The following is a 24,456-nucleotide window of genomic DNA, read 5'->3' on the forward strand; positions in this document are numbered from 1 at the left end:
GGTGTCCCCGCCCGGGGTGGTCGGGCTGGACGACGCCGTGGGCGTGGGGGTAGGCGTCCGGGTCGGGGAAGGGGAGGTGGAGGCGGAAGGGGAAGGCGACGGCGGGCGGGTGGTGGGGCTCGGCGACGGCGTGCCGCCGGTGCAGGCGCCGAGGTCGGTCCAGAGCGCCGGTACGGCGGCCGGGTTCCAGCCCGCGCCGGCCGGCGGGGTGTGTGTGACGAGCGCCTGGTACAGCCGGCCGCCGTAGGTCGCCCGGCTGCCGGCGGTCCAGGTGACGCCCTCGGCCCAGGCCGGCGCGTCGCACGCGACGAGCGCGCCGACGGTGCCGGTCGTGGTGGCGGCGGTGGCGGGCAGGGCGGCGGTGGCGGCGAGCAGCGCGACGCCACCGAGCAGTGCGGTCATCCCGCGTCCGAGTCGCATTGACATACCTCCTCATCGATGCGCCGGAGGTTATCAGTTAACTTTGTTAAGTGTAAATGCGCAGTACGCTGTCACCGCTTGGTTCACGGCGTGAACGCAGACGAACGCAGGTCGCCGTGGGCGGCCGGGAAGGGACGGCGGCGGACGTGGACGCCAGACGCACCACGGTGCGCGACATGCGCCGGGCCAACCGGTCGGTGCTGCTGACCCGGATCTGGCTGGACGGCCCGCTCAGCCGGCACGAGCTGGGCCAGTCCACAGCGCTCAGCCTGGCCAGCGTCAGCAACCTGGTCGGCGAGATGATCAACGAGGGCCTGGTCGAGGAGGCCGGCTCGGTCGAGTCCGACGGCGGCCGTCCCCGCGTGCTGCTGCGCGTCGCCCCCGGCTACGGCTACCTGGTCGGCGCCGACGTCGGCGAAACCCGCGTCCAGGTCGAGCTGTTCGACCTGAGCATGACCGCGCTGGCCAAGGCCGAGTACCCGATCGCCGCGACCGGGCCCGACCCCGAGCGGGTCGCCGCCCACCTGCGGCACGGCCTCGCCGCGGTGACCGAACAGGCGGGCGTCGACCCGGCCGCGGTGCTCGGCTTCGGCGTCGCCGTCGCCGGCACGGTCGAGCGCACCGCCGACGCCGTGGTGCACGCCCAGACACTCGGCTGGGACGGCGTCCCGCTCGGCGCGATGCTGCGCGCCGACGTGCCGGTGCACGTGGACAACGGCGCGAAGACGCTCGGCCAGGCCGAGATGTGGTTCGGCGCCGGCCGCGGCGTCCGGCACGCGGTGGTCGCGCTGGTCGGCTCCGGCGTCGGCGCGAGCGTGGTCGCCGACGGCGTCGGCTACCGCGGCGCGCACAGCAGCGCCGGGGAGTGGGGCCACACCACCATCGTGTACGGGGGCCGCCGCTGCCGCTGCGGCAACCTCGGCTGCCTGGAGGCGTACGTCGGCGCGGAGGCGGTGCTGGACCGGTTCCGCCAGGCCAACCGGGGCCGCCCGGCGCCGGGCGCGGACGAGGAGACCGCCTTCGGTGAGCTGCTGCGCTCCACCAGCGGCACCGCCGCGAAGGTGATCGACGAGACGGTCGGCTACCTGGGCGCCGGGGTGGCGAACCTGGTGAACCTGTTCAACCCGGAGCGGGTGGTGCTCGGCGGCTGGGCCGGGCTGGCCCTGGGCGAGCGGCACCTGCCCGCGATCCGCGAGGCCACCGCGCGGCACGCGCTGCGCCAGCCGTACGCGCAGACCTCGATCGAGCTGTGCCGGCTCGGACCGGACGCGGTCGCGATGGGCGCGGCCACCCTGCCGATGACCCGGCTGCTGCGCGACGGCGGCGTGCCCCGCGACCCGGCCGCCCGCCCGTCCCCGGCGTGGGGGCCGGCCCGCCGTCACTGACCGGCCCGGCCCCCACACCGCGCGCCGTCAGCGCCGGCCGCGTACCCGCCGCACGGTGTCCCGGTACCACAGCGCGCTGCGCTTGGGGATGCGGCGCTGCGTGTCGTAGTCGACCCGGACGATGCCGAACCGCTTGTCGTAGCCGTACGCCCACTCGAAGTTGTCCAGCAGCGACCAGGCGAAGTAGCCGCGCACGTCGGCCCCGGCCGCCCGGGCCCGGGCCACCGCCCGCAGGTGCTCGGTGAGGTAGCCGACCCGGTCGTCGTCGGCGACGAACCCGTCTGCGTCCGGCTCGTCGTCGAACGCCGCGCCGTTCTCGGTGATCACCATGGGCGTGCCCGGGTAGTCGCGGTGCAGCCGCACCAGCAGGTCGGTGAAGGACTCCGGCACGATCTCCCAGTCCATCGCGGTACGTGGCAGGTCACGCCGGACCACCCGGCGTACCGGCTTGCCGTCGTCGTCGCGGTCGCGGCCCTGCTCGTCCACGCCGGAGTGCAGCTGCCCGAAGTAGAAGTTGACCCCGAGCACGTCGATCGGGGTGGCGATGACGTCCAGGTCGCCGTCCTCCACCGGAATCCGCACGCCCTCGGCGGCCAGGTCCGCGATCACGTCCTGCGGGTACTCCCCGCGCAGCACCGGGTCCAGGTAGAGCCGGTTGCCCAGCCCGTCGGCGGCCCGCGCCGCGTCCCGGTCGGCGGCGCTGTCGGTCGCCGGGTCGGCGGTGGCCAGGTTCAGCGTGAGGCCCAGCTCGATCGGCGCCGAGGCCGCCTCGCGCAGCCGCCGCGTCGCCAGCCCGTGCCCGAGCAGCAGGTGGTGCGCCGCGGCGATGCCGTCACCCAGGTTCCGCCGGCCGGGGGCATGGTCGCCGTAGGCGTACCCGAGCATCGCCGAGCACCACGGCTCGTTGAGCGTGGTCCAGGTGCGGACCCGGTCGCCGAGCGCGGCGAAGACCAGCTCGGCGTAGTCGGCGAACCGGTACGCGGTGTCCCGGTTCGGCCAGCCGCCCGCGTCCTCCAGCTCCTGCGGCAGGTCCCAGTGGTACAGCGTCACCCACGGCTCGACGTCGCGGCCGAGCAGCTCGTCCACCAGCCGGTCGTAGAAGGCCAGCCCGGCCACGTGCGCCGGCCAGCGCCCGCCCGGCTGCACCCGCGGCCAGGCCACCGAGAACCGGTACGTGTCCAGCCCCAGGTCGGCGATGAGCGCGACGTCCTGCGGCATCCGGTGGTAGTGGTCGCAGGCCACGTCGCCGTTGTCGCCGTTCGCCACCGCGCCCGGCACCCGGCAGAACGTGTCCCAGATGGACGGCGTGCGGCCGTCGGAGGCCACCGCGCCCTCGATCTGGTACGACGACGTCGCCACCCCCCACCGGAAGGTCGGCGGCAGCGTGTCGATCGGATCCGGACCGGCGACTGACGACGGGCGGGTGAGGTCGGTGTCCATGGCTCTCCTCGCGGGTAGCGGGTGGTGGTGTCGGGCGGGTCAGCGGGACAGGGGCGCGACGGCCGGGTGCAGCCGGCACGCGACGGCCCGCGCCGGGTCGTCGACGTACGGCGCGCCGAGCACCGGCACCTGCTCGTCGCACCCGTCGAACGCCTTCGGGCAGCGGGGGTGGAACGCGCAGCCGGACGGCATGGCGCGCAGGTCGAGCGGGGAGCCGGGGATGCCGGTCAGCTCCCGGCGCGGACCGTGCAGCGCCGGGAACGAGTGCAGCAACCCCTCGGTGTACGGGTGCAGCGGCTCGGCGTACAGCCGGGCGGCGGGCGCCTCCTCGACGATCCGGCCGCCGTACATGATCGCGATCCGGTCGGAGAACTCGACCAGCAGCGACAGGTCGTGGGTGATGAACAGCACCGCGAAGCCGAGGCGTTCGCGCAGCTCGGCGAGCTGGCCGAGGATCTGCCGCTGCATCACCACGTCCAGCGCGGTGGTCGGCTCGTCCATGATGACCACCTGCGGTTCCAGCGCCAGCGCCATCGCGATCATGACGCGTTGCCGCATGCCGCCGGAGAGCTGGTGCGGATAGCTGTCCAGCCGGTCGGCGGAGATGCCGACCAGGCGCAGCAGCTCCTTCGCCCGGGCCAGCCGGCTCGCCGCGGTGCTCTTCGGCTCGTGTGCCCGGATCACGTCGAGCAGCTGGGTGGAGACCTTGTGCACCGGGTTCAGCGAGTTCATCGCGCCCTGGAACACGATCGACGTCTCCGCCCAGCGGAACTCGCGCAGCTTCGCCGGGCTGAGCGTGAGCACGTCGACCGGCGGGCCGTCGGCCGGGTGGTAGATGACCTGGCCGCCGCTGACCACGCCGGGCGGGGGCAGCAGCCGGGTCAGCCCGTAGGCCAGGGTGGACTTGCCGCTGCCGCTCTCCCCGGCCAGCCCGAGCGCCTCGCCGCGGTGCAGTGTCAGGTCGACGTCGCGGACCGCGCGGACCGCGTCCGCGCCGACGCCGTAGTCGACGCACAGCCCGCGGATCTGGAGCACCTGGTCGCTCATGAGGTCGCGTCCTCTCGGGTGGGGTCCGCCGGCCGCCGCATCGGGACCGGCGCCGGGTTCGGCGCGAGCACCGGGGTGAACCCGACGCGCATCGCGACGGTCCGGCCGTCGGCGGTCCGGATCCGGGTCCGGCCGCCGGTGCGCAGCCGGGGGCTGACGAACTCGTCGATGCCGAAGTTGATCAGCGCGAGCGCGGTGCCGAGCAGCGCGATGGCCAGCCCGGCCGGCACGAACCACCACCAGGCGCCCTGCGCGAGGGCCTGCTGTCCCTGCGCCCAGAACAGGATCGTGCCCCAGTTCCACGACGAGACCGACGAGACGCCGATGAACGCGAGGGTGATCTCCGACATGACCGCGAAGATGACGGTGCCGACGAAGCCGGAGGCGATGATCGCGGTCAGGTTGGGCAGGATCTCGAAGCCGATGATCCGCCAGGTCCGCTCGCCGGTGGCCCGCGCCGCCTCGACGTAGTCGCGGCGGCGTAACGACAGCGTCTGGGCGCGCAGCACCCGGGCGCCCCAGGCCCACGACGTGAGGCCGATGATGAGCGCCACGAGCGTGTCGCTGGCCTGGTCGACAAGGGACGTGACGATGATGATCAGCGGCAGCGCCGGGATCACCAGGAACACGTTCGACACCGCCGACAGGCCCTCGTCGGCCGCGCCGCCCAGGTAACCGGCTGTCACGCCGATCAGGATGGACAGGATCGTGGCGAGCACGCCGGCGGTCAGGCCCACCACCATCACGCTGCGCGCGCCGACCAGGATCTGGCTGAAGATGTCCTGCCCGAGGTGGGTGGTGCCGAACCAGTGCCGGGCCGAGGGGGCCTGCAGCACGTCGGCGCTGCGCGCGTCCGGGTCGTACGGCGCGATCCACGGTCCGATCACCGCCAGGAGCACGTACACCCCGAGGACGGCCAGGCCGGTCGCGGCCTTGCCGTTGGCGACGAAGCGGAACCGGCGGCGGCGGGCCCGGGCCGAGGGCTGCGCCATCGCGCCCTGGCCGGGGATGACCTGCTCGATGCTGGACGGGGAGAGTGTCATCGCTCAGCTCTTTCGGGTCCGCGGGTCGAGGAGCAGGTACGCCACGTCGGCGAGCAGGTTCGCCACCAGCACCGAGATCGTGATGATCAGGAAGATGCCCTGCATGAGCGGGTAGTCCTTCGAGCCGACGGCCTGGAAGAGCTGGAACCCCAGACCCGGGTACGAGAAGACGATCTCCACGAGCAGCGTGCCGCCGACGATGAAACCGAGCGACAACGCGAACCCGGACACGTTCGGCAGCAACGCGTTGCGGGCGGCGTAGCTGAGCGCCACCCGGCGCTCGGAGAGCCCCTTGGCGTGCGCGACGGTGATGTAGTCCTCGCTGGCGACAGTCACCATCATGTTGCGCATGCTGAGGATCCAGCCGCTCATCGACGACACCAGGATGGTCGCCGCGGGCAGGATGCTGTGCTGCAGCGCGCTCGGGATGAAGTACGCGTCGAACGCCGGCACCAGGCCCGGCTCGTAGCCGCCGGAGGACGGGAAGAAGCTGCCCGGCCCGGCGAACAACGCGATCGCGACCAGGCCCAGCCAGAAGTACGGGATCGAGGACAGGAACGTGGTGGCCGGCAGCAGTCCGTCGATCCAGGAGCCGCGCCGCCAGCCCGCGCCGACGCCGAGCGCGGTGCCGAGCAGGAAACTCACGATCGTGGTGACGCCGACCAGGCCCACCGTCCACGGCAGGCTGCTGCCGATCACCTCCGACACCGGCGCGGGGAAGAACGTGAACGACAGTCCCAGGTCGCCGCGCAGCAGCTGTCCCCAGTAGGCGACGTACTGCTCCCACAGCGAGCGGTCGGAGTCCAGCCCGAACAGCACCCGCAGCGACGCGATCGCGTCGGCGCTGATCCGGCCCTGGTTGCGGGAGATCAGCGACTGCACCGGGTCGCCCGGCACCATCCGCGGGATGAAGAAGTTCAGCGTGATCGCCGCCCAGGCGGTGAACAGGTAGAAGGCCACCCGTTGCAGCAGGAACCTCACCGGGCCGTCTCCGTTCCGGCCTGCCCCGCGTTCTCCGCCTTCTCCGCCGTGACGGTCTCGGCGTCGAACAGCCAGCACGCGGCCCAGTGCCCGGGCGCGTCGTCGACCGGGATCGGCGGCGGCAGGTCGGTGGCGCAGCGCGGCATGGCAGCCGGGCAGCGCGGGTGGAACCGGCAGCCGGACGGCGGGCGGATCAGGCTCGGCGGCTCGCCGTGGCCCCGCTCGCCCGCCGCCGCGCCGTCGCCGCCCGCGCCGGTGATCCGCTCCGGGTCCGGCGCCGATTCGATCAGCAACCGGGTGTACGGGTGCGCCGGCCGCTGGGTGACGGTCTCGCTGTCGCCGCCCTCGACCATCCGCCCGGCGTACATGACGATCGTCTCGTCGGCGAAGTAGCGGGCCGAGGCGATGTCGTGGGTGATGTAGAGGATCGCCAGGTCGAGCCGGTCCTTGAGGTCCTGCAGCAGGTTGAGCACGCCCAGGCGGATCGACACGTCCAGCATCGACACCGGCTCGTCGGCGAGCAGCACCTCCGGGTCCGCGCCGAGCGCCCGCGCGATCGCGACGCGCTGGCGCTGCCCGCCGGACAGCTCGTGCGGGAACGCGTCGAGGTAGCGCTCCGGCGGGGTCAGGCTGACCCGGGTCAGCAGGTCGGCCAGCGCCTTGTCCAGCCCGTCCGGCCCGGTCCCGGCGTTGCCGTGGATGCGCAGCGACCGGGTCAGGTGGTAACGGACCGTGTGCACCGGGTTCAGCGAGGCGAACGGGTCCTGCAGGATCAGCTGCACCCGCCGCACGTACGCCCGGAACCGGCGTCCGCCGCGTACCCGGGTCGAGCGGCCGTGCAGCCGGATGTCGCCGCCGGTGCGCGGGTAGAGCTGGGCCAGCAGCCGGGCGACTGTGGACTTGCCGGAGCCGGACTCGCCGACCAGCGCGGTCACCCGGCCACGGCGCAACTCGATCGATACGTCGTCGACGGCGTGCACCACCGCCGGGGTCCGGGAGAGAAGGTCACGCAGCCGCCGGCGGACGGGGAAGTGCTTGGTCAGGCCGACGGCCTCCAGCACCACCTCGTCGGCCGGCGCCGGTGCGCTCTCGGTCAACGTCATGCCGAATTCCTGTCTGGGGTTGCCGGTAGCGAGGGGCGGGCGCCGCCGGCCCGGCCGGGCGATCGCGGCCGGGCCGGCGGCGCCGGGTCAGCCGTTGGCCGGCTTGAGGTGCAGCACCACGTCCACCGCGTTGGGCTGGGTGGGCTGGAGAGCGCCGTACGGGTTCGAGTCGTCCGGCCAGCCGACCCAGTTCTTCGTGCTGTACGCGCCGCCGATGTTGTCCGCGCCGACCGGGATCATCGGCATCTGCTCGACGAAGATCTTCTGCAGGGTCGCCAGCGCGGTGGCGCGGGTGGCGTCGTCGGTGGCGTTGGCGTACGACACCAGCGCGTCGGTGGCCTCCTTGCTGTCGAACCGGCCGAAGTTGCCCGCCGGGGAGGCGGTGCCGATCGGCTTGAGCACGCGGCCGTCCATGATGGTCCGGTAGATGTCGTACGGCGTGGCGCCGCTCTCGGTCCACCGGAACGTGGCCTCGAAGTTGCCCTGCTCGACGTTGCGGAACCAGGCGTCCTGGTTGGCCTTGTCGATGGTCGCCGCTATGCCGATCTTCGCCAGGTTGCCCTTCACGATCTCCAGGCTGGTCTGGTAGTCCGACCAGCCGGCCGGGTCGGTCAGCCGGATCGTGACCGCCTTGCCGCTGCGGTCCTTCAGCGTGTTGCCGTCCAGCTTGTAGCCGGCGCCGGTGAGCAGCGCCTTGGCGCCCTCGACGTCGACCTTGTGCTCCTGGCCCTTGTACTCGGGCGCGATGAACGAGTCACCGGCCGGGCTGGGCAGGCCGGTCACGCTCTTGACCTCGGGGTGGAAGTAGCCGGCCTCGGCGGTGGTGAAGATGTCCGCCCGGTCGATCACCATGTTCATGGCCTTGCGCAGCGTCGGGTCGTCGAACGGCTTCTTCGTGGTGTTCAGGTAGAGACCGTGGATGCCGAGCACCGGGGGCGCCCACATCTTGTGGTTCTTCTGGTCCTTGGCCACGAACACGGTCTGGTAGTTCGGGATGAAGACGAAGCTCCACTCCGCCTCGCCGTTGGCCAGCGCGGTGGTCTGCGCGCTGTTGTCGGTGTACGAGGTGTACCGCAGCTCCTTGACCTTCGGCAGGTCCTGCCAGTAGCCGCTCTCGCGTACCGCCAGCGTCATGCTCGCCGGGGTGAACGACTTGAGCGTGTACGGGCCGCTGCCGACCGGCTGCTTCACCGGGTCGCTGGCCGGGTCGGCGATCTTCTCCCACAGGTGCTTGGGCACGATCGGCACCCGCCACAGCACCTTCTGCTGGTTGACGAACTGCGGGCTGGCCATCGAGATGGTGACCTCGTTGCCGCTGGCGACGGCGTCGGTGTACGGCACGCCCTGGTCGTTGATGGCCGGGAACTTCTTCACCAGGTTGTAGGTGAACGCGACGTCCTCGGCGGTGACCTTCTGCCCGTCCGACCAGGTCGCGTTCTCGCGGATGGTCACCTTCACCGACTTGTAGTCCGACGACCACTCGGCCTTGGTGGCCAGCCACGGCTTGAACGGCTCGGCCGGCTTCACCGGGTTCCACATCATCAGCGGCTCGTAGATCTGCCACCGGTAACCAAGCGAGGCGGCGGCCGAGGTGGTGAGGAACGGGTTGTTGTTCTCGGCCTGCGGGCCGTTGGGCATGCCGACGCTCAGCACCGTCGCGGCCTGGCCGCTCTTCTTGTTCGCGTTCGGGCTGTCGCCGCACGCGGCGGCGGTGGTGACCATCGCGCCGGCCAGCGCGAGGGCGAGGAGTTGCCGTCTTCTCATGGAGGTCTCCCTCGGTGGTCCCGCATTCCTCGGGCGGGATGTGGTGGATGGAGAGTGTGCGGTGGAGCCACCGGCGGGCGGGCCCGCCGGCGTGGTCGCCGGGTACGGCGGGGTGGGTCAGGTGACGCCGGTCGAGTCGCGGGTGGTGAAGCCGGTGGGGATGACGGTCGGGCCCTCCGGCAGCGGGGTGCCGGCGAGGTGGGCGATGAGCAGCCGGGCGGCGGCCGTACCCATCTCCCGCAGCGGTTGGCGCACGGAGCTCAGCGGCGGGTGGGTGTGCCCGGCCAGCGGCAGGTCGTCGAAGCCGACCACCGCGACGTCCTGCGGGACGCGCCGCCCGGCGTCGCGCAGCGCCTGCAGCGCGCCGGCGGCCGACAGGTCGTTGTGGGCGAAGACGGCGTCGAAGGGTACGCCGTCGGCGAGCAGCCGCCGCACCGCCGCGCGCCCGCACTCGAACGTGAAGTCGCCTTCCACCACCCGGTCCGGGTCGATCGCCAGGCCGGCTTCGGCGTAGGCGCCGGCGAACCCGGCGAGCCGTTCCCGGGTGCAGCCGAACCGGCGCAGGCCGGTGACGACGAGCGGCCGCCGCCGTCCGAGCGCCAGCAGGTGCGTCGCGGCGGCCCGCGCCCCCGCTTCGTTCGTGGTGCGCACGGACGGGAAGCCGGGCTGGTGGCCGCGGTCGTCGATGAGGATGACCGGCAGGCCGCGCCGGTGCAGCTCGGTGATGTAGTCGAGCGTCCCCTCTGGTTCGACCACGAGGAGCCCGTCGAACGACTTGGCCGACACCTGGGAGGCGAAGCGGCGCATCGACTCGTCGCCGTGGGTGCAGGTGAACAGCAGCATGCCGTAGCCGGCGGCCTCGACCACGTCGGCCGCGCCCTGGAGCACCTCGCCCATCCAGGGCCAGGTCAGCGCCGGCACCAGCATGCCGACCACCCGGGTACGCCCCCGGGCCAGCCCGACCGCGCGGGCGCTCGGCACGTAGCCGAGGTCGTTGATCACGGCGCGGACCCGGTCGGCGGTGCGCAGGTGCACCTCGCCCTTGCCGTTCAGCACCCGGGACACCGTCGTCTTGCTCACCCCGGCGCGGGCGGCGACGTCGGCGATCGTGATCGGCACGTGGCGCTCCCGGGTCGAAGGGATGAGCGGGATGTTTCGGAACCGGTTGCGGAAGCGGTTCCGTGGCAGTCAACCCAAGTGGCGCGGGTCACGTCAATCACAGATAGGTAACGATGTATAGCTAAGTTCGAGCCATGAAAAAAGTGCCCGGGCTGCGTCTGCGCCGATCCGCGCGATGAGCAGGGTCGATGCCTTCCGGCCCGATCGCGCCTGGTCCGAAGTGGAGGTTCAGGGGCGGGCGTACACGTCGCCGGAGTTGGCCTCGTCCGGCAGCGTCCCCAGGTACGCGGCCACCTCGGCGGCCGGCCGCCAGCCCGGCAGCGCGAACGTCGTCTCGTCGCCGATCGCCGCGGTGAAGCGGGTGAAGCCCAGCGCGGTGAGCCGGTCCAGCCAGCGTGCCGCCGCCACCCGGGCGATGGTGGTGAACTCGAACGACAGCGCCGGGACCGGCCGGCTCAGCCCGGCCAGCACGGCGTCCTCGAAGCCCTCCACGTCGATCTTCACGAACCCCGGCACGCCGTACGCGGCCATCAGCGCGTCGAGCGTGGTGCCGGGCACCTCGATCTGCGCGTCCCAGGTCTCGCCCGCCCAGCCGGGCGCGCCGTCGGCGGCGCGGACGAACCCGGGGGAGGCGGTGGAGACCGTCGGGTTGGCCGAGTTCACGTGCAGCCGCACCGGCCCGGCGGTACGCCCGCACGCCGCCTCGACCACAGTCACCGCGTCGTCGCCCGCGTACAACTCGCGCAGCGCCCGCGCGCACAACGGCTGCGGCTCGACGGCCACCACCGTCGCGCCGAGACGGCGGAAGCTGCCCAACCGGTCGCCCACGTGCGCGCCGACGTCGAAGACCAGGTCACCGGCGCGGACGAGCGGGGCGTAGAACCGGTCGAGCGCGGCGTCGCGCGCCGGGTCGCCGTGGTAGAAGTCCAGCGACCGGCGCAGTCCCGACATCGCCGGGTCCGCCTTCAGCGTCTCGATCACCCCGTCCCGCACGCCTTCGACGCTAACCAGCGAGGCGTTGGTGCGAGCCGCATTCGCATCCTTCCTGCGGCCAGCGCCCACCAACACCCCATCCTCCTAGGATGCTGTAGGGATGGTGAGGCCGACCGCTCACCGCGAACGGGGAGCTGGCCGCTGCGGCACGCCTTCGGTGCTCGCGTTCGTTACCTGCGAGATCTTGGTACGAGACGGCCCTCCTAGGGGCTGTTCAGTCCTCCTAGGGGCGACTCCGTACCAAGATCTCCAAGCCGTCCCGTGGCGCGGGACGCCGATCTCGGTTGCCGAGATCGTGGCGGTCGTCCTCGGGTGCGAACGTCAACTCGCCGCGTCACCGTCGCAGGGTGGAACGCCATGGGTGTCAAACAGGGCCGGAGACACCCATGGCGTTCCAGTGGCGGGTGGACCCCGCGTGGCGAGGAGGGGTTACGGGTTCTCGACGACCTCCTGGCCGAGCGGCCACAACGCCGCCGGGACCAGCTTGAAGTTCGCCACGCCGAACGGGATACCGATGATCGTCACGCAGAGCGCGACGCCGGCGAGGATGTGCGACAGGGCCAGCCACCAGCCGGCCAGCACCACCCAGAGCACGTTCGCCAGGCCGGAGGGCAGACCGGCGCCCGGCTTGCGCACGATCGTGCGCCCGAACGGCCACAGCGAATACGAGGCGAGGCGCAGTGAGGCGACACCGAAGGGGATGGTGACGACCAGGACGAAGCAGACCAGGGCGGCGACGCCGTAGCCGAGGGCCAGGACGAAGCCGCCGCCGAAGACGAGCCACAGCAGGTTCAGCAGAAAGCGGATCACCACTCCATGGTCGCTCGTGCCCGCAAGCGCGCGCATATCGGCGCGAGCGGCGGGTAGAGGAGGGCGTGATCGAGCCCGAGCCGTCGTGCCTGTGACCCCTGTCGCTCCGGCGGCGCGCCGGGAGTTCCGGGAGGCGTACGAGCGGCTGCGCCGGTACTTCATCGTGGCGCTGCTGCACCGCGACTTCCTGGCCGGTCGCCTGCCGGACATCGCGCGGGCCCGGGCGCGGGAGGCCGCGGAGAAGGCCGGCCGGGCCCGGGCGGCGGGCCTCGGCTTCGAGCATCAACCGGACTCCCGCGCTGGCCCAAACGACCGTTAAGCTTCGGTTGTGGGAACCGACGATCTGTACCCGGCCGGGCGACTCGCCGAGGCCCAGCGCGCCGCCGCAGCGGCGGGCCTGGATGCGCTGTTGCTCACCCCGGGCTCGGACCTGCGCTACCTGACCGGCTATGACGCCCGCGAGGGGGAGCGGCTGACCTGCCTGGTGCTGCCCGCCGAGGGTGAGCCGACGCTGATCGTGCCGGTGCTGGAGCGGCCGGACGCCGAGGCCGCGCCGGGCACCGGGTACCGGATCGTCGACCACGCCGACGGCGCCGACCCGTGGCCGCTGGTGCGCGCGGCGCTGCCCGGCCCGGTCCGCGCGGTGGGGCTGGCCGACCGGATGTGGGCGCAGCAGGTCCTCGCGCTGCGCGACGTGCTGCCCGGCGCGGCGCAGCGGCTCGCCTCCGACGTGCTGCGCGAGATGCGGATCCGCAAGTCGCCGGCCGAGGTGGCCGCGCTGGCCGAGGCGGGCGCCGCGATCGACGCGGTGCACCGGCGGATGGCCGAGTGGCTGCGTCCCGGCCGCACCGAGCGGGAGGTCGCCGCCGACCTGGCCGCCGCGATCCGGGCCGCCGGGCACGCCACTGTCGACTTCGTCATCGTCGCCGCCGGCCCGAACGGCGCGAGCCCGCACCACGGTGTCTCGGACCGTCCGATCGGCGTCGGCGAGCCGGTGGTGGTCGACATCGGCGGCACCATGCCGTCGGGCTACCGCTCCGACTGCACCCGCACGTACGTGGCCGGTGGCCCGGCCCCGGCCGAGTTCGTGCACTACTACGAGGTGCTGTGGGAGGCGCAGCGCGCCGCCGTGGCCGCCGTCGCGCCGGGCGTGACCGCCGAGGCCCTCGACGCGGTCGCCCGCGACGTCATCACCGCCGCCGGGTTCGGCGACGCCTTCCTGCACCGCACCGGTCACGGCATCGGCCTCGACGGCCACGAGGAGCCGTACGTGGTGACCGGCAACCCCCGGCCCCTCGAGGCCGGCATGGCTTTCTCGGTCGAACCCGGGATCTACCTCGCCGGGCGGCACGGCGCCCGGATCGAGGACATCGTCGTCTGCACGACGGACGGCGGGCAACGGCTCAACACCACCCCCACGGAGCTCATCGCGCTATGAACGTCGACCGGATCCTACCCACCGACGAGGCCCACGACCTGCTGGACCTCGCCACCGAACTCGCCGCCCGGGAGCTGGCCCCGGCCGCCGCCGGTTTCGAGGCCCGCGCCGAGTTCCCCCGGGAGGTGCTGCGCACGCTGGGCCGCGCCGGGCTGCTCGGCCTGCCGTACGCCGAGGAGCACGGCGGCGCCGCCCAGCCGTACGAGGTGTACCTGCAGGTGCTGGAGATCCTCGCCAGCCGGTGGCTGGCGGTGGCCGAGGCGGTCAGCGTGCACACGCTGTCCTGCTATCCGGTGGCCCAGTTCGGCACCGACGAGCAGCGCAAACTGCTGCCGGACATGATCGGTGGGGAACTGCTCGGGGCGTACTGTCTCTCCGAGCCGCAGGGTGGTTCGGACGCGGCGGCCCTGACCACGCGGGCGGTGCGCGACGGCGACGAGTACGTGGTCACCGGCACCAAGGCGTGGATCACGCACGCCCGGGTCGCCGACTTCTACAACATCTTCTGCCGCACCGGCGGTCCCGGCCCGAAGGGCATCTCCTGCCTGCTGGCCGACCGGGCCACGCCGGGCATCCACCCGCAGGCCGCCGAGCGCACCATGGGTCTGCACGCCTCGCCGATCGCGCAGATCGCGTTCGACGACGCCCGGGTGCCGGCGGAGCGGCTGATCGGCGGCGAGGGCGCCGGGTTCACCATCGCCATGTCGGCGCTGGACTCCGGCCGGCTGGGCATCGCCGCGTGCGCGGTGGGCCTGGCCCAGGGCGCGCTGGACTACGCGGTCGGCTACGCCCGGGAGCGGCGCCAGTTCGGCCGCGCGATCATCGACTTCCAGGGGCTCGGGTTCAACCTGGCCGACGCGGCCACCCAGATCTCCGCCGCGCGGGCGCTCACGCTTGCGGCCGCGCGGCTGCGCGACGCGGGCCGCCCGTACTCGATCGAGGCGGCGAAGGCGAAGCTGTTCGCCACCGACGTGGCGATGCGGGTGACCACCGACGCGGTGCAGGTGCTCGGCGGCGCCGGGTACGTCGCCGACCACCCGGTCGAGCGGTATATGCGTGAGGCCAAGGTGCTGCAGATCGTGGAGGGCACCAACCAGATCCAGCGGCTGGTGATCTCGCGCGCGCTGGCCAAGGGCTAGCCTGTCGCGGTGACCTTCCCCCGGATCACCGCCGACCCCGACGTCATGGGGGGTGCGCCCTGCGTGCGGCAGTCGCGCATCCCCGTGGCCACCCTGCTGGCCATGATGGCCGAGGGCATGTCCGTCACGGACATCCTCACCGACCTGCCGTTCCTGGACGAGGAGGACATGGCGGAGGTGCTGAACTACGCCGCGGACGCGGTACGCGACCGGACGGCGCGCTGAGCGTCACCACGGCGGGCCGGGTGCGGCGGGAGAGCGTTTTACCGGCTACTGTGCAGCGCGTGGAGGAGATCGACCGCGCCATCGTCGCCGCGCTGACCGGGGACGGTCGGCTGTCGTACACGGACCTGGCCGAGCGGGTGGGCCTGTCGGTGTCGGCCGTGCACCAGCGGGTCCGCCGGCTGGAGCAGCGCGGGGTGATCAAGGGGTACGCCGCGCGGGTGTCGTTCGAGGCGCTGGACCTGCCGCTGACCGCGTTCGTGGCGATCCGGCCGTTCGACCCGTCCCAGCCGGACGACGCGCCGGAGCGGCTGGCGCACCTGCCCGAGATCGACTCGTGCTACTCGGTGGCGGGGGAGGACTTCTATCTCCTGCTGGTGCGGGTGGCCGGCCCGGCCGACCTGGAGCGGGTGCTGCAGGAGATCCGCACCTCGGCGAACGTCACCACGCGCACCACTGTGGTGCTGTCGACGCCGTACGAGAACAGGCCGCCGAAGATCAGTGGCGAGCTGACCGGCCGGGGTCGTCCGCGCCCGTCGGCGGAGCCGGCAGGTTCCACCGCCTGATCACCCGCCGGCCGTGCTCGTGCCCGAGCACGCTGAGCGTGGCGGTGTCCAGCCGCAGCAGTCCGCCGGCCGACGGCGGGAGCCCGATCCAGCGTGCCCCGAGCACCCGCAGGCTGTGGCCGTGCCCGACCAGCGCCACGTCGCCCTGCTCCAGCAGCGGCGCGACCCGGTCCAGCACGCGGTCCAGGCGGGCGCCCACCTGTTCCGGTGACTCCCCGCCGGGGCCGCCGTCGGTCCAGATCGACCAGCCGGGCCGCTCGGTCTGGATGTCCGCGCTGGTGCGTCCCTCGTACTCGCCGTAGTGCCATTCGGCGAGATCGGGCTCGATCGCGTTGACGGCGAGCCCGGCCAGAGCGGCGGTGCGGGTGGCGCGCTGCCGGGGGCTGGACAGCACGCGGGCGAAGCGCCGGCCGGCGAGCAGGGGAGCCAGCGCGCGGGCCTGCCGCTCGCCGTCGGGGGTCAGCTCCAGGTCGGTGTACGAGGTGTGCCGGTGGGCGGCGCTCCAGGTGGTCTCGCCGTGCCGGATCAGCAGGATCTCGTTCACCGGCCCAGTCAACCACGGTGGGTCGGCGTCGGCCGGGCGTCCAGCCTTCAACCTATTGTCCTAGGACGCATTACGCGATGTGCGCAGCGCAACGGCGTTTCACCCGACAGTCACCGGGGACGCGACAAGGGCAACGCTCAGCCGGAACGAGGAGGGCGACATGAGCTTCACCGACAAGGCGAAGAACAAGGCCCAGGAGATGAGCGGCATGGCCAAGGAGCGGATCGGCGACGTGACCGACAACGAGCGGTTGCGGGCCGAGGGCGCCTCCGAGCAGAGCGCGGCCCGGGCCCGGCAGGCCGGGGAGCACGCCAAGCAGGCGGGCCGCGACGTCAAGGACGCCTTCAACAAGTGAGTACGCGAACGGCGGGCCACCTCTGCGATGAGGTGGCCCGCCGTTCGGGTGTCCGGGGTCAGTCGTCGCGGTGGGCGAGCCACCAGGCCTGGCCGGCCTCGGGCAGCGTGTCGATCGGGTCGTAGTAGGCGTAGCGCTTGTTCAGCGCCTCCAGGTCGGCCGACTCGATCGAGGTGCGGTAGTTCTTCGTCCAGTACGAGATGCCGCGCTCACGGTCGTAGTCGGTGAGCATGTGCACCCACCGCTTGCCGACGAACGGCACGTCGCAGACGATCCGCGGGGTGGCGTAGCCGGGCAGGTAGCCCATGATGTCGTGCTGGAGCTGCTGGGCGTGCCACACCGGGACCCGCCAGTGCTCGGCGTTGGGGATCATGTCGCACATGTAGAAGTAGTACGGCAGGATGCCCGCCTCGCCCTGCAGCGCGAAGCACAGGTCGAGCAGGTCGGCGCTGGTGGCGTTGACGCCGCGCATGAGCACGCCCTGGTTGCGCACGTCGCGTACGCCGACGTCGAGCGCGGTCTGGGCTGCCTTGGCGACCAGCGGGGTCAGCGACTGGGCGTGGTTGACGTGGGTGTGGATGGCCAGGTTGACGCCGCGGCGGGCGGCGGTGCGGGCGACCCGTTCCAGGCCCTCGACCACGTCGGGCTGGAGCCAGTGCTGGGGCAGGCCCATGAGCGCCTTGGTGGCGAGCCGGATGTCGCGGATCGTCTCGATCTCCAGCAGGCGCATCAGGTACGACTCGAGGTTGCGCCACGGCACGTTGGCGACGTCGCCGCCGGAGACGACCACGTCGCGTACACCGGGGTGGGCCTTGAGGTAGGTGATGTGGGCGTCGTAGCGGTCGACCGGCTTGAGGGTGAGCTTGAGCTTGTCGACGGCGGGGGTGGAGTTGCCGACGAGGTCCATGCGGGTGCAGTGGCCGCAGTACTGCGGGCAGGTGGAGAGCAGTTCGGCGAGGACCTTGGTGGGGTAGCGGTGGGTGAGGCCCTCGGCGACCCACATGTCGTGTTCGTGGAGGCTGTCGCGGCTGGCGTACGGGTGCGACGGCCAGTCGGTGCGGCGGTCGGAGGCGACCGGGATCATGTAGCGGCGGATCGGGTCGGCGAGCAGCGCCTCGGTGCTCATCGGCTCAAACGGCACCATGGTGTTGAGCATCTGCGGCGGCACCAGCATGGACATGGTGGCCAGCGCCTTCTGGTCGGCCTCCAGGTCGGCGTAGAAGGTCTCGTCGACGGTGTCGCCGAGGACGGCGCGCAGCTGCTTGATGTTCTTGACGCAGTTGACCCGCTGCCACTGGGCGCTCTCCCACTGGTCGCGGGTGACGTGGCGCCAGCCGGGGAAGCGGGTCCAGTCGGGTTCGACGAGGGGCGCGCGGCGGTATTCGTAGGGCTGTCCGGCGGCTGGGACGGCGGCCGGCGCGTGGCGGGGCGTCGGGATGGTCTCCACCGGTTGGGTCTGGGTCACGGCCCCTCCTCGTCAGTGTGCGGGTTGATCAACGGATGCGTAGGCTACTGGAAAATCTGCGGTGAAGAAATTAGTCTGCCGTAAGTTTTCCCGCGATGCGAGTCCTGACCAGGGGTTCGGGCGGCTGGACATAGGGGGTCGGCGTGACGTCACCGGTGGGACTGCACCGAGTCGTGGAACCGGCGGGGGTGCTCCCGCAGGCGGCCTGGCGGCTGGACCCGGACCCGCGGATCGCGGCGAACGAGGTGCGGATCCGGGTCGAGCGGCTGAACCTGGACGCGGCGAGCTTCCGGCAGCTGGCGGAGAAGCACGGCGGCGACGGGGAGAAGGTCCGCGCCGAGGTGCTGGAGATCGTGTCGACCCGGGGGAAGATGCAGAACCCGGTGACCGGTTCCGGCGGGATGCTGATCGGCACCGTCGAGGAGGCGGGCCGCCGGTCGCCGCTGGGGCTGAAGCCGGGCGACCGGGTGGCGACGCTCGTGTCGCTGACGCTGACGCCGCTGGCGATCCTCGACGGGCTGGCCCGCTGGGACGGGCGCAGCGAGCAGGTGCCGTGCGACGGGTACGCGATCCTGTTCGCCCGGTCGATCGCGGCGGTGCTGCCGGCGGACCTGCACCCCGAGTTGTCCCTCGCCGTGCTGGACGTGTGCGGGGCGCCGGCGCTCACCGCGCGGGTGGTGGCCGAGCAGGTGGCGCGGCGCTCACGTGAGGGTGATCCGCGTCCGGTGTCGGTGGCGGTGATCGGCGGGGCCGGCAAGAGCGGGTCGCTGTCGCTGGCGGCGGCGCGGCGGGCGGGCGCTGCCCGTACCGTCGGGGTGGTTCCGGTGGCCGCGGAGCGGGACGCGCTGGCGGCGGCCGGGCTGGCCGACGTGGTGGCGCTGGCCGACGCGCGGGATCCGGTGGGGCTGTCGACGGCGGTGACGACGGCGCTGGGGGTGCCGGCGGACGTGACTGTGGTGTGCGTGGACGTGCCGGGGTGTGAGCACGGCGCGGTGCTGGCCACGGCGGACGGCGGTACGGTGATCTTCTTCTCGATGGCGACGAGCTTCGCGGCGGCGGCGCTTGGCGCGGAGGGCCTGGCGGCGGACGTGACGATGCTGGTGGGCAACGGGTATGTGCCGGGGCACGCGGCGCTGGCGCTGGATTTGTTGCGGACCGAGCCGGGGGTGCGCGGTCTGTTCGAGGCGCGTCTGGCGGCAGACTGAGACCATGACGAACCCCTCGACGCTGTATCGCGGTGGAGTGCTGCACTGTCCGGCCGACCCGAGCGCGACGGCGCTGCTGGTGCGGGACGGGCGGATCGCCTGGTTGGGCACGGACGCGGAGGCGCCGCGGGCGGACCGGGTGGTGGAGCTGGGCGGTGCGCTGGTGACGCCGGCGTTCGTGGACGCGCACGTGCACGCGACTGATACCGGGTTGGCGTTGTCGGGGCTTGATCTGTCGGCGGTGCGGTCGGCGGGTGGGCTGCTGGAGGCGGTGTCGGCGTTCGCGGCGGGTCTGCCGGGTGACGCGGTGGTGCTGGGGCACGGCTGGGACGAGTCGGGCTGGGCGGATCCGGCGTTGCCGGATGCGGCGGCGCTGGATCGGGCGGCCGGTGGGCGGCGGGTGTATCTGTCGCAGGCGTCGATCCATTCGGCGCTGGTGTCGGCGGCGTTGCTGGCGGCGTGCCCGGAGGTGGTGTCGGCGTCCGGGTACGAGGCGTCGGGGTGGTTGCGGCGCGACGCGCACCATGTGGTGCGGGCGGCGGCGTTCGCGTCGGTTTCGCGGGCGCAGCGGGTGGCGGCGCAGCGGCGGGCCCTGGCGCACGCGGCGTCGCTGGGTGTCGCGGCGGTGCACGAGTGCGGTGGGCCGGACATTTCCGACGAGGAGGACTTCACCGGGCTGTTGGCGATCTCGGGGGCCGGGGTGCCGGAGGTGTACGGGTACTGGGGTGAGCTGCTGGGCGCGGCGAAGGCCCGGGAGCTGGGCGCGGTGGGTGCGGGTGGTGACCTGTTCGCCGACGGGGCGCTGGGGTCGCGGACGGCGCACGTGTCGGCGGCGTACCTGGACGGTGAGGCGGGGGCGTGCGGGCACGGGTACGTGTCGGCGGAGCAGGTCCGTGATCATCTGCTGGATTGTGCGGCGCACGGGTTGCAGGGCGGGTTCCACGCGATCGGGGACGCGGCGATCGGCACGGTGCTGGAGGGTTTCGGGCTGGCGGCGCGGTCGGTGGGTGTGGATCGGTTGCGGGCGGCGCGGCACCGGGTGGAGCACGCGGAGATCATGAGCAAGGCGTTGATCGCCGGGTTCGTGGAGTACGGGATCGTGGCGTCGATGCAGCCGGCGTTCGACAGGTTGTGGGGCGGCGCGGGCCGGATGTACGAGTCGCGGCTGGGGTTGGCGCGGTCGCTGGAGTCGAATCCGATGGGCGCGATGCACGGCGTCGGGGTGGCGTTGGCGTTCGGGTCGGATTCGCCGGTGACGCCGCTGGATCCGTGGGGTTCGGTGCGGGCGGCGGCGGCGCATCACAACCCGGCGCAGCGGATGAGTGTGCGGGCGGCGTTCGCGGCGCACACGCGCGGCGGGTGGCGGGCGGTGCACCTGGACAACGAGGGTGTGCTGGCGTTGGGGGCGCCGGCGACGTTCGCGGTGTGGGACACCCCGGCGGGCGTGGAGCGGGGGCTGCCGGTGGTGCTGGCCGAGGATCCGGAGTTGCGGGGCGCGGATGATCCGACGCCGCTGCCGGTGTGCCGGACCACTGTGTTGCGCGGTGACGTGATCTATCAGGAAGGGTCTTCGTGACAGGCAAGCTTGGGCTGGATCCGGCGTTGGTGGCGCGGGCGCGGGAGTTGGCGCGCCGGGCCGGGCAGCCGGTGGTGGATCTGGCGCGTAGCCACACCACGGTGTCGGTGGAGCGGGCGGTGCTGCGGCTGGCCGGGGTGACCGGCGCGGACCCGGACGGCATTCCGTGGGTGAACCGGCTGGTCGACGCGGTGGTCGCGGACGTCGGGTTGGGGCACGGGGTGGCGGCGCCGGTGTTCGACGCGCTGGCGCGGGAGGGCATCGCCGATGTGACGTTGCTGGCGCAGAAGGCGGCGGCCGGGTCGGTGCGGTTCGCGCAGCCGTCGGGGAAGGCGGCGACGGCGGCGCGGCGGGCGTCGCGCAAGGCGGTCGCGGCGGGGATCCGCAGCATCGACCGGCGGCGTGCGGAGCGGGACCGCTTGGTGAAGCGGTTCGGGGATCCGGCGCGTCGGCCGTGGATCTACCTGATCGTGGCCACGGGTGACATCTACGAGGACATTCCGCAGGCGCAGGCGGCGGCGCGGGCCGGCGCGGACGTGATCGCGGTGATCCGGTCGACGGGGCAGTCGCTGCTGGACTACGTGCCGGAGGGGGCGACCCGGGAGGGGTTCGCGGGCACGTACGCGACGCAGGAGAACTTCCGGCTGATGCGGGCGGCGCTGGACGAGACGTCGAAGGAGCTGGGCCGGTACGTGCGGTTGACGAACTACGCGTCGGGTCTGTGCATGCCGGAGATGGCGACGCTGGCCGGCCTGGAGCGGCTGGACATGATGCTCAACGACTCGATGTACGGGATTCTGTTCCGCGACATCAACCCGATCCGCACGTTCGTGGACCAGCGGTTCTCGCGGCAGGTGCACGCGCGGGCGGGGATCATCATCAACACCGGTGAGGACAACTACCTGACCACCGCGGACGCGGTGGACGAGGCGCACACGGTGACGGTGTCGCAGCTGCTGAACGAGTTCTTCGCGCACGAGGCGGGGCTGGCGGACTGGCAGCTGGGGCTGGGGCACGCGTTCGAGATCAACCCGGACGTGCCGGAGTCGTTCCGGTTGGAGTTGGCGCACGCGCTGCTGGCGCGGGAGTTGTTCCCGGACGCGCCGTTGAAGTGGATGCCGCCGACGAAGCACATGACCGGTGACGTGTTCCGGGGCAACCTGCTGGACGGGTTCTTCAACCTGGTGGGCACGATGACCGGGCAGGGGATTCTGCTGGTGGGGATGATGACCGAGGCGGTGGTGACGCCGTGGCTGTCGGACCGGGACATCGCGCTGCAGAACGTGCGGTACGTGCTGGGCGCGGCGGGCGGGTTGCACGAGGACTTCGTGCCGGCGCCGGGCGGGTTCATCCAGGCGCGGGCGCACCGGGTGCTCGGTGAGCTGGAGAATCTGCTGGAGCGCATCGGGGACCAGTCGTTGCTGACGGCGATCGCCGAGGGCACGTTCGGGATCATGAAGCGGCCGGCGGACCGCGGGAAGGGCCTGGACGGCGTGGCCCGGCACGAGGCGGACTACTACAACCCGGCCACGGAGATCCTGGAGCAGCCCCATGAGTGAGAAGACGGTTGTGCGGCCGTACGGGGACACGACCGGTGACGGCATGGTGCAGGTGTCGTTCACGTTGCCGGTGCCGCACGACAAGCGGGCCGAGGGCGCGGCGGTGCAGCTGGCGAACAAGATGGGCATGGACCCGGCGATGCTGGTGCACGCCAAACCGATCGGTGACGGGTTCACGTTCTTCGTGGTGTACGGGCGGGTGAACCACCTGGTGGACCTGGCGAAGGTGCAGGTGGTGGAGCGTGACTATCCGCTGCTGTCGGCCAAGGAGGTCAACGCGGTGGTGAAGCGGCGGCTGCGCCGCAAGCTGTCGGTGGTGGGCGCCTGCATCGGCACGGACGCGCACACCGTGGGCATCGACGCGATCCTCAACGTCAAGGGCATCGCCGGGGAGAAGGGCCTGGAGTACTACCGGGAGTTGAAGGTCACGAACCTGGGCGCGCAGGTGAGCGTGCCGGAGCTGGTCGAGGCGGCCCGGCGGGAGCGCGCCGACGCGGTGCTGGTGTCGCAGGTGGTGACGCAGCGCGACGCGCATCTGCACAACACGCGGGAGATGTCGGCGGCGTTCCGGGAGGCGATGCCGGCCGGGCGCCGGCCGCTGCTGATCGTCGGTGGGCCGCGCTTCGACGAGACGATGACCGGCGAGCTGGGCGTGGACCGGATCTTCGGGCGTGGCACCACTCCGGGCGAGGTGGCCAGTTACCTCGTCCACGCTTTGATCACTTCCAGGGAGGCGAACGTCGCATGAGCGATCCGCGTGTCGGTCTGACAGTCACCCACCGCCGGTACGTGCCGTACTCCCACGCCCACTACGCGGGGAACCTGGTCGACGGGGCGTACGCGCTGGGGTTGTTCGGGGACGTGGCGACCGAGGTGTGCATCCGCACCGACGGTGACGAGGGGTTGTTCGCCTCGTACGCGGACGTGCAGTTCCGGGCGCCGATGAAGGCCGGTGACGTGCTGGAGGTGACCGCGACGGTGACCCGGGTGGGCACCCGCAGCCGCACGATCGACTTCGCCGCGACGGTGGTGTGCCGGGGCCGCCCGGACAAGGGCGAGTCGGCCGCCGAGGTGCTCGACGAGCCGATCGTGGCGGTCACCGCGACCGGCACGGTGGTCGTGCCACAACGGCCGTGAGCGTCGTCGTCTGCGCCGACGTGGGGTCGACGTACACGAAGGCCGCGGTGGTGGACCTCGACGGCGGCCGGCTGGTCGCGGCGGCGTCGGCGCCCACCACTGTGGGCACTGACGTGCTGCACGGTCTGGACGCCGCGGTCGGCGCGGCCACCGCGTCGGCCGGGGTCGCTGAGGCGCCCTGGTACGTGTGTTCGTCGGCCGGGGGTGGGCTGCGCCTGGCGGTGGTGGGTTACGAGCCGCTCGTCACCGCTCAGGCGGGCCGGCGGGTCGGTCTGTCGGCGGGCGCGAACGTGGTGCACGTGGCGGCGGGACGGTTGTCCGGGGCGGACGTGGCGGCGTTGCGGGCGGCCCGCGGGGACGTGGTGCTGCTCGTCGGCGGCACCGACGGCGGCGATGCCGAGACGGTGACGCACAACGCGACGCGGCTGGCGAAGGCCCGCTTGCGGGTGCCGGTGGTCCTGGCGGGCAACGCCGACGTGCGCGACGGGCTGCACGCGCTGCTGGCCGGCGCGGGGGTGCCGGTGACGGTGGCGGGCAACGTGCTGCCCCGGATCGGGGTGCTGGAGCCGTCGTCGGCGCGGGCGGCGATCCGGGAGGTGTTCCTGCGGCACGTCATCGGCGGCAAGAAGCTGTCCCGGGGTACGCGGTTCGCGCGGCTGGTCCGCGCCGCCACCCCCGACGCGGTGCTGACCGGCGTGGAGGTCCTCGCCGGGACGCTCGGCGGTGACCTCGCGGTGGTGGACGTGGGTGGCGCGACCACCGACGTGTACTCGGTGCTCACCCCCGACGAGCGGGACAGCGGCCCGAGCCAGGAGGTGGCGGGGACGCTGTGGCGGGCCCGCACCGTGGAAGGTGACCTGGGCATGCGGTGGAGCGCGCCGGGTGTGGTGCGTGCCGCGGTCGAGGAGCGGCTGCTCGACGCGGCCGGCGAGGCGGATCTGGCGGCCGCGGCGGCGGTCCGGGCCGCCGACCCGGGGTTCCTGCCCGCCGGTGACGCCGACCGGGCCGTGGACCGGCGCATCGCGGCCCTCGCGGCGACGGTGGCGCTGCGACGGCACGCGCGTGGGGCGGCGACGGGGGAGCGGGCCGTGCGGGACCTGCGGGAGGTGAAGCTGCTCGTCGGCCTCGGCGAGGTCGGTGAGCAC

Annotated in this window: 25 protein-coding genes; 13 read left to right on the forward strand and 12 right to left on the reverse strand. The window is 72.7% G+C overall.

Annotation, left to right across the window (positions count from 1 at the left end; translation table 11 throughout):
• On the reverse strand, window positions 1-420 hold a 420-nt coding region (locus tag BAW75_RS29735; RefSeq protein ID WP_338109334.1), incomplete at its 3' end, for a carbohydrate-binding protein.
• A 146-nt stretch (window positions 421-566) separates the two neighbouring features.
• Here BAW75_RS29735 and BAW75_RS29740 point away from each other — a divergent pair.
• A complete protein-coding gene (locus BAW75_RS29740; protein ID WP_104115733.1) occupies window positions 567-1,805 on the forward strand; it encodes an ROK family transcriptional regulator in 1,239 nt (412 codons plus the stop codon).
• 27 nt (window positions 1,806-1,832) lie between these two features.
• Here BAW75_RS29740 and BAW75_RS29745 read toward each other — a convergent pair whose 3' ends face one another.
• From BAW75_RS29745 to BAW75_RS29785, 9 genes are all read right to left on the reverse strand, one after another.
• The gene (locus BAW75_RS29745; protein ID WP_104115734.1) at window positions 1,833-3,245 is read right to left on the reverse strand and encodes a GH1 family beta-glucosidase; all 1,413 of its coding nucleotides are present in this window, start codon (window positions 3,243-3,245) and stop codon (window positions 1,833-1,835) included.
• 39 nt (window positions 3,246-3,284) lie between these two features.
• Window positions 3,285-4,292, reverse strand: coding sequence for an ABC transporter ATP-binding protein (locus tag BAW75_RS29750; RefSeq protein WP_104115735.1), 1,008 nt, complete (start codon window positions 4,290-4,292; stop codon window positions 3,285-3,287).
• Window positions 4,289-5,335, reverse strand: a complete 1,047-nt coding sequence (locus BAW75_RS29755) for an ABC transporter permease (RefSeq protein WP_064446011.1) — start codon at window positions 5,333-5,335, stop codon at window positions 4,289-4,291. Before BAW75_RS29755 ends, BAW75_RS29750 begins: the two co-directional genes overlap by 4 nt.
• Before the next feature lie 3 nt (window positions 5,336-5,338).
• Window positions 5,339-6,316 carry an ABC transporter permease gene (locus BAW75_RS29760; RefSeq protein ID WP_104115736.1) on the reverse strand — a complete coding sequence of 326 codons (978 nt, stop codon included), beginning with the start codon at window positions 6,314-6,316 and terminating at the stop codon, window positions 5,339-5,341.
• Complete coding sequence (locus BAW75_RS29765) at window positions 6,313-7,419, reverse strand: ABC transporter ATP-binding protein (RefSeq protein WP_104115737.1); 1,107 nt, start codon at window positions 7,417-7,419, stop codon at window positions 6,313-6,315. Before BAW75_RS29765 ends, BAW75_RS29760 begins: the two co-directional genes overlap by 4 nt.
• Before the next feature lie 87 nt (window positions 7,420-7,506).
• Complete coding sequence (locus tag BAW75_RS29770; protein WP_104115738.1) at window positions 7,507-9,183, reverse strand: ABC transporter substrate-binding protein; 1,677 nt, start codon at window positions 9,181-9,183, stop codon at window positions 7,507-7,509.
• Window positions 9,184-9,300: 117 nt separating this feature from the next.
• Entirely contained in the window at window positions 9,301-10,302 is a 1,002-nt protein-coding gene (locus BAW75_RS29775; RefSeq protein ID WP_069089698.1) for a LacI family DNA-binding transcriptional regulator, read from the reverse strand.
• Window positions 10,303-10,530: 228 nt separating this feature from the next.
• The gene (locus tag BAW75_RS29780) at window positions 10,531-11,253 is read right to left on the reverse strand and encodes an FkbM family methyltransferase (protein WP_208635347.1); all 723 of its coding nucleotides are present in this window, start codon (window positions 11,251-11,253) and stop codon (window positions 10,531-10,533) included.
• Between the two features lie 471 nt (window positions 11,254-11,724).
• The gene (locus tag BAW75_RS29785) at window positions 11,725-12,105 is read right to left on the reverse strand and encodes a YccF domain-containing protein (RefSeq protein WP_051611482.1); all 381 of its coding nucleotides are present in this window, start codon (window positions 12,103-12,105) and stop codon (window positions 11,725-11,727) included.
• Window positions 12,106-12,190: 85 nt separating this feature from the next.
• On the opposite strand from BAW75_RS29785, the gene BAW75_RS29790 reads away from it, so the two are divergent.
• The 5 genes from BAW75_RS29790 to BAW75_RS29810 are packed head-to-tail and all read left to right on the forward strand — an operon-like array spanning window position 12,191 to window position 15,470.
• Window positions 12,191-12,424 (forward strand): hypothetical protein, encoded by a 234-nt coding sequence (locus tag BAW75_RS29790; protein ID WP_146074923.1) that lies wholly within the window; start codon window positions 12,191-12,193, stop codon window positions 12,422-12,424.
• A gap of 9 nt (window positions 12,425-12,433) precedes the next feature.
• Window positions 12,434-13,543, forward strand: a complete 1,110-nt coding sequence (locus BAW75_RS29795) for a M24 family metallopeptidase (RefSeq protein ID WP_104115740.1) — start codon at window positions 12,434-12,436, stop codon at window positions 13,541-13,543.
• A complete protein-coding gene (locus BAW75_RS29800) occupies window positions 13,540-14,682 on the forward strand; it encodes an acyl-CoA dehydrogenase family protein (RefSeq protein WP_104115741.1) in 1,143 nt (380 codons plus the stop codon). The genes BAW75_RS29795 and BAW75_RS29800 overlap by 4 nt, the downstream gene beginning before the upstream one ends.
• Window positions 14,683-14,691: 9 nt before the next feature.
• Window positions 14,692-14,907: a DUF433 domain-containing protein gene (locus BAW75_RS29805; protein ID WP_030502405.1), complete on the forward strand. Its 216-nt coding sequence runs from the start codon at window positions 14,692-14,694 to the stop codon at window positions 14,905-14,907.
• A 59-nt stretch (window positions 14,908-14,966) separates the two neighbouring features.
• A complete protein-coding gene (locus tag BAW75_RS29810; protein WP_043330145.1) occupies window positions 14,967-15,470 on the forward strand; it encodes an Lrp/AsnC family transcriptional regulator in 504 nt (167 codons plus the stop codon).
• Here BAW75_RS29810 and BAW75_RS29815 read toward each other — a convergent pair.
• Window positions 15,403-16,014: a histidine phosphatase family protein gene (locus BAW75_RS29815; RefSeq protein ID WP_104115742.1), complete on the reverse strand. Its 612-nt coding sequence runs from the start codon at window positions 16,012-16,014 to the stop codon at window positions 15,403-15,405. The two genes, BAW75_RS29810 and BAW75_RS29815, sit on opposite strands and share 68 nt — an antisense overlap.
• 160 nt (window positions 16,015-16,174) lie before the next feature.
• On the opposite strand from BAW75_RS29815, the gene BAW75_RS29820 reads away from it, so the two are divergent.
• The gene (locus BAW75_RS29820) at window positions 16,175-16,369 is read left to right on the forward strand and encodes a CsbD family protein (protein WP_043324133.1); all 195 of its coding nucleotides are present in this window, start codon (window positions 16,175-16,177) and stop codon (window positions 16,367-16,369) included.
• Between the two features lie 58 nt (window positions 16,370-16,427).
• Here BAW75_RS29820 and BAW75_RS29825 read toward each other — a convergent pair whose 3' ends face one another.
• Window positions 16,428-17,834, reverse strand: a complete 1,407-nt coding sequence (locus tag BAW75_RS29825; protein WP_104115743.1) for a KamA family radical SAM protein — start codon at window positions 17,832-17,834, stop codon at window positions 16,428-16,430.
• Between the two features lie 143 nt (window positions 17,835-17,977).
• Here BAW75_RS29825 and kdd point away from each other — a divergent pair, with 143 nt between their 5' ends.
• From kdd to BAW75_RS29855, 6 genes are all read left to right on the forward strand, one after another.
• Window positions 17,978-19,039, forward strand: coding sequence for an L-erythro-3,5-diaminohexanoate dehydrogenase (gene kdd, locus BAW75_RS29830; protein WP_104115744.1), 1,062 nt, complete (start codon window positions 17,978-17,980; stop codon window positions 19,037-19,039).
• A 4-nt stretch (window positions 19,040-19,043) separates the two neighbouring features.
• A complete protein-coding gene (locus BAW75_RS29835; protein WP_104115745.1) occupies window positions 19,044-20,615 on the forward strand; it encodes an amidohydrolase in 1,572 nt (523 codons plus the stop codon).
• A complete protein-coding gene (kamD, locus tag BAW75_RS29840) occupies window positions 20,612-22,174 on the forward strand; it encodes a lysine 5,6-aminomutase subunit alpha (RefSeq protein WP_104115746.1) in 1,563 nt (520 codons plus the stop codon). Before BAW75_RS29835 ends, kamD begins: the two co-directional genes overlap by 4 nt.
• Window positions 22,167-22,922 carry a lysine 5,6-aminomutase subunit beta gene (gene kamE, locus BAW75_RS29845; protein ID WP_104115747.1) on the forward strand — a complete coding sequence of 252 codons (756 nt, stop codon included), beginning with the start codon at window positions 22,167-22,169 and terminating at the stop codon, window positions 22,920-22,922. The genes kamD and kamE overlap by 8 nt, the downstream gene beginning before the upstream one ends.
• Window positions 22,919-23,311: a 3-aminobutyryl-CoA ammonia lyase gene (kal, locus tag BAW75_RS29850; protein WP_030502415.1), complete on the forward strand. Its 393-nt coding sequence runs from the start codon at window positions 22,919-22,921 to the stop codon at window positions 23,309-23,311. The genes kamE and kal overlap by 4 nt, the downstream gene beginning before the upstream one ends.
• A partial coding sequence (locus BAW75_RS29855; protein WP_104115748.1) for a glutamate mutase L occupies window positions 23,308-24,456 on the forward strand: 1,149 nt, incomplete at its 3' end. The genes kal and BAW75_RS29855, both read left to right, overlap by 4 nt.

This window comes from Micromonospora chalcea, from assembly GCF_002926165.1.
GTDB lineage: Bacteria > Actinomycetota > Actinomycetes > Mycobacteriales > Micromonosporaceae > Micromonospora > Micromonospora chalcea.